5 protein-coding genes are annotated in these 4,300 nt (G+C 67.3%); all 5 read right to left on the reverse strand.

Translation table 11 applies throughout. From position 1 onward, the window contains the following. Positions 1 to 50 precede the first annotated feature (50 nt). The gene (locus OXF11_22180; protein ID MCY4489795.1) at positions 51 to 503 is read right to left on the reverse strand and encodes an MOSC domain-containing protein; all 453 of its coding nucleotides are present in this window, start codon (positions 501 to 503) and stop codon (positions 51 to 53) included. Between the two features lie 220 nt (positions 504 to 723). Then, entirely contained in the window at positions 724 to 1,788 is a 1,065-nt protein-coding gene (gene mutY, locus OXF11_22185) for an A/G-specific adenine glycosylase (GenBank protein MCY4489796.1), read from the reverse strand. Positions 1,789 to 1,966: 178 nt separating this feature from the next. Beyond that, positions 1,967 to 3,064: an ornithine cyclodeaminase family protein gene (locus OXF11_22190; protein ID MCY4489797.1), complete on the reverse strand. Its 1,098-nt coding sequence runs from the start codon at positions 3,062 to 3,064 to the stop codon at positions 1,967 to 1,969. A gap of 46 nt (positions 3,065 to 3,110) precedes the next feature. Next, positions 3,111 to 3,899: a TatD family hydrolase gene (locus OXF11_22195; GenBank protein ID MCY4489798.1), complete on the reverse strand. Its 789-nt coding sequence runs from the start codon at positions 3,897 to 3,899 to the stop codon at positions 3,111 to 3,113. Between the two features lie 122 nt (positions 3,900 to 4,021). Beyond that, on the reverse strand, positions 4,022 to 4,300 hold a 279-nt coding region (locus tag OXF11_22200; protein MCY4489799.1), incomplete at its 5' end, for a UbiD family decarboxylase.

Consider the following 4,300-nt stretch of genomic DNA (forward strand, 5'->3'; position numbering starts at 1 on the left):
GACGGCGAAAAGGACCCGCGGTTTCATCAAGCTATTTGTGACGCAGGACACTAGAGAACCGCGATCTCGTCGCCGGGCCGGATGACGCCGCCCTGGACCACCAGCGCGCAGATGCCGCTCTTGCCCATGAGGCCCCGGGTCATGCCCGGTTCGGTGATGGACTGGATGTAGGCGCAAGGGGGGCGCGGCCGGTCGAACGCCAACACCGCCTCGCCGACGCGAAACGCGTGGCCCACCAGGTCGTCCAGGCGGGTGCCGCGGGTGACGATGTTGCGCCGGTGCTCGCCGTTGAGCACCTGGAGGCCCGCCGCGGCGGCGATTTCCTCGAGATCCTCGGCTTCGATCAGGGTCACCTGGCACTCGTCCCAGCCGCTGTAATAGCCTGTCGACTCGCAGTAGCGGTCGCCCTTGAGCCCCATGCTGGCGACGGCCTCGGCCTCGTCCACCCTGCGCATGTGCGCGCTGCCCTCCGGCGCGATGTAGATCTCGTGTACCGTACCCATGGTGCTCCCGTGGCGCTCGTCTCACTCGTTTCAGCAGACTATATTGGGCGTGTTAAGGACAGTCAACGCATCCAGGAAGGCCCGCTCTGCGTCCCCCTGGATTCCCGTTGTCCAGTCCGTGCTAACCTCCGCTCGGACACGACATGGCACCGACGCCCTTGCCGTCATTCCCGCGGAACAGGCTGTGTCAAAACTCATGAGGCAACTACGTAACGGAACGTCATTCCCGCGGAAGCGGGAATCCAGGGGTAGGGAGGGGCTGAGGCCGGCCTCCCAGTCGGGGCCGCGCGGCGCGCAGGGCCTTGGTGCAGAGGGAGGACAGAGGATAGGAAGACAGGCGGGCCAGGTCGACCCAACGCCATGCCTTGCCCCGTACCCGGACTTTCCGGCGCAGCAGGTAGACCGGCGCGGTGATGCGCTTGTCGGTGATGGCATGGCGGATGACGGCGATGGGCGGCCCGGCGAGGCTGGCCTCGGCCACCGCGGGCGGCAGGGTCTCGGGCGCGGGAAGTTCCCACAGCCCGGCCAGCAGCCCGTCGTCCGGCCGGCGGTGCAGCAAAATTCTCGACTCCGACTCGATGATCACCAGCGACCACTCCACGGCCTTGGTCTCGACACGCCGCCTGCGCGGCAGTTCGAAGGAGCCGGATGCCCGTGCCCGGCACCAGTGCGCCAGGGGACAGCGCTCGCACAGGGGCGTGCCGGGAAGGCAGACGGTGGCGCCCAGTTCCATCAACGCCTGATTGAAATCCCCGGGGCGCGACCGGGAAACCATTCGCCTGGCGGCTTCGTCCACGGCCTTCGGGTCGGTGAGACCGAAAAGCCGTGCATAGACGCGCCGCACGTTCCCGTCCACGGCGGGGTAGGGGCGCTGGAAGGCGATGCTCATGACCGCTCCCGCGGTGTAGCGGCCGACGCCGGGCAGCTTGAGCAGGGCGTCGTAGTCGTCCGGCAACCGCCCGCGGTGCCGGCTCACCAGCACGCCCGCCGCGTGTTTCAGGTTCAGCGCGCGCCGGTAGTAGCCCAGTCCGCTCCAGGTGCTTCGAACGGTGTCCAGCGGCGCCCGGTCCAGCGCCTCCACGGACGGGAACGCCTCCATGAAGCGGTGATAGTAGGGCAGCACCGTGGCCACCTGGGTCTGCTGCAGCATGGTCTCGGAGACCCATATGGCGTAGGGGTCGCGCGTTCGGCGCCAGGGTAGGTCGCGCCGGTTGAGGTCGTACCAGCGCAGCAGCGCGGCGCGCATGCGTGCGCGTAGCCTGGGGGGGTCCGCGTGCTCGGGCATGGCGCAGAGACGCTACGAAGACGTCAGTCCCGCGGAAGCGGGACTGACGGTTCGGGGCGCGGTGCCGATTTCCTGTCCGGGCAGAGTCTGACGCGCCCTGTTCCGCCGGAATGACGTTACGGAAGTCATTCCCATCTCAAGTCCAAGCGCCACTTCGACGCAGCCGGGTGTCTGTCCCCTAATCCCGGATATCCTGCAGGAACCACTCCCGCGGCAGCGGGTGGCCCAGGCCCTTGGACTTGGCCATCTCGTAGGCGGTGCCGCCCACGGCGGCGAACTGGAGGCCCTGGGTACCCTGGTTGTTGAGGAACGTCACCTGCTCGTCGCTGGTGCGTCCGGGCCAGGTGCCGGCCATGAGGTCGGGGATGGTGCCGATGTTGGCGTTGTCGATCTCGCGGATGGGCGAGGGCGGGATCTTTTTCACCTCGTCCTCGGTGCCGGCGATGTAGGCGAACATCCCGTCGCTGCCGTGGACGGTTCCCGGCGGGGGGTTGTCCAGCACCATGGTGGAGGCCCCCAGGCGTGCCTGGACGTCGCACTTGGCGAGGATTTCCGGGCCGGCTTCGTTGGAGCGGACGTTGGTAATGTGCATGCCGGGCTCCACCCATTCGGGCTTCATCACCTGGACCAGCGAGTCCGTGGCCAGCGCCACGATGTCCGCGCCGCGGCACGCCGTCTCGGCGTCGTCGCAGGTCTCGACGTTGAGCCCAAGCTGCTCGCGCATCTCCGCGGCGAAGGCTTCCCGGTTGGCCTTGGTGGGGCTGAACACGCGCAGCAGCTCGATGTCGCGCACCTCGTGGATGGCCTGCGTGTAGGTGCGCGCCATGCCGCCGGAGCCCAGCATGCCCAGCACCTTGGAGTTCTGGCGCGACAGGTACTTGACCCCGAGGCCGGCGCAGGCGCCCACGCGCATGTGCTGCAGGTAGCCGTCGTTCATCAGCGCCAGCGGCTCGCCGTTGCGCACGCTCAGGAGGAAGATAAGCCCGCAGTAGGTGCCGGGCTCGATGCAATACTTGTCCTCGGTCTCGAACTCGCCGTTCTTTTCCCACACGAGCATGTCCGACTTCATGCGGATGGCCATGTAGCCGAGGGAGCGGGTCGCGCCCTCCATGGTGCCCCAGCGGTAGTAATGGGGCTCCCGCGGCACGTAGAAGTCGATCCTCGGCCGGTACGCCGCCTCGTTCTTCGAGAGGTCGCGGTAGGCGTCTTCCATGGCGCTGAGGCAGGTCTTCATGTCGAGAACTTCCTGGATATGCTCATTGGTCAGAAACAGCATGGTTCCTCCTTGTGGGCTACCAATTCGTGTGGCGGATACACGGACGTTATCCCGTTCCCGCTTGTTTTTCCAGCAGCGCGCGGACCGCGTCCAGCCTGGGGTCGTCGCCCACGAGCCGCAGGAAGTTGGCCTGGATCAGCGCTTCCATCTTCTCCGGCGGCAGTCCCTTGAGCTCCGCCACCGCGCCGACTACGTCGGCGATGATGTCCGGCGGCGCGATCTCCCCGGCGAGCCAACGGTTGCCGCCGGGATTGTCGGTCTCGGAGAGGAGCTGACGCGGCGGTATGGCGCGCGCCACCGCCTGGATCTGCCTCGAATACAGCACCTCCACACCCACCGTGAAGAAGTATCCTTCGGCGATCATCTCGTCGAGCACGTCCATGGGCCCGGAATACCAGTGGATGATGGCCCGGGTCACGCCGAAGGCGCGCAGGGTCTCGAGGATGCGCCGTTCGGCGCCCTTGGTGTGAAGGTTGACGATCTTGCCTTGCTCGGCGGCCGCGCGCACCAGGAACTCGAACACTTGAATTTGGCGCGGGTAGGTCTCCTCGTCCCGCACCCAGTGGAAGTCGAGCCCCAGTTCGCCCAGCAAGGGGCTTTGTTCCACCAGGGGACGCCACTCATCGAGACGGTCGGCATGCGCCGCCGCCCGGCGCGGATGGATGCCGAAGGAGGGGAGAACGAAAGGACAGGCCTCCGCGAGCGCGAGATTGCGCTGGTACGAGGCGGGGTCCATGGCGTTGGCTAGGGTGAGGATGCGCCGGCGCTCGATGCGCGCCAGCGCTTCCCGGGGCTCTTCGTAGTGGTCGAGGTGGGCGTGGGCGTCGATCAGCATGACGGGGCGCGTTGCGGATGCCGGGCCAGGTGGGCGGCGTCCCGGAAATCAGAAGACGGTGCTGCCGGAATTCGGCGTTCTCCGTCGCGCGCAACGAGTGCCACCTGGCTCTCAGCGCCGGCCTACCTGAAGCGGTCGCCGAAGTACTTGGTCAGGTCGATGGCGTCCGTGCCCGGCACCATGATCTCGGCCGGGTATTCGGACTTGCGCGTGGCGTCCACGCCCACCTTGGTGACCAGGTGCGACCCGCCCGCCGGGTCGTAGGACGCCGGGTCCAGCGGCGACCCCCTGGAGTGGGTGATCATGAACACGTCGCGGTCCGCGCGCACGCGGGTGGCGATGGCGTGCATCACGTCACTGTCGTTGCTGATGTCCACGTCGTCGTCCACGCAGATGACGAA

It is taken from the genome of Deltaproteobacteria bacterium (genome assembly GCA_026712905.1).
Lineage (GTDB): Bacteria > Desulfobacterota > Binatia > UBA9968 > JAJDTQ01 > JAJDTQ01.

Coding starts and splice junctions, on each gene's coding strand:
- OXF11_22180 (MCY4489795.1), bottom strand. CDS start 503: ATGGGTACGGTACACGAGATCTACATCGCGCCGGAGGGCAGCGCGCAC.
- mutY (MCY4489796.1), bottom strand. CDS start 1,788: ATGCCCGAGCACGCGGACCCCCCCAGGCTACGCGCACGCATGCGCGCC.
- OXF11_22190 (MCY4489797.1), bottom strand. CDS start 3,064: ATGCTGTTTCTGACCAATGAGCATATCCAGGAAGTTCTCGACATGAAG.
- OXF11_22195 (MCY4489798.1), bottom strand. CDS start 3,899: ATGCTGATCGACGCCCACGCCCACCTCGACCACTACGAAGAGCCCCGG.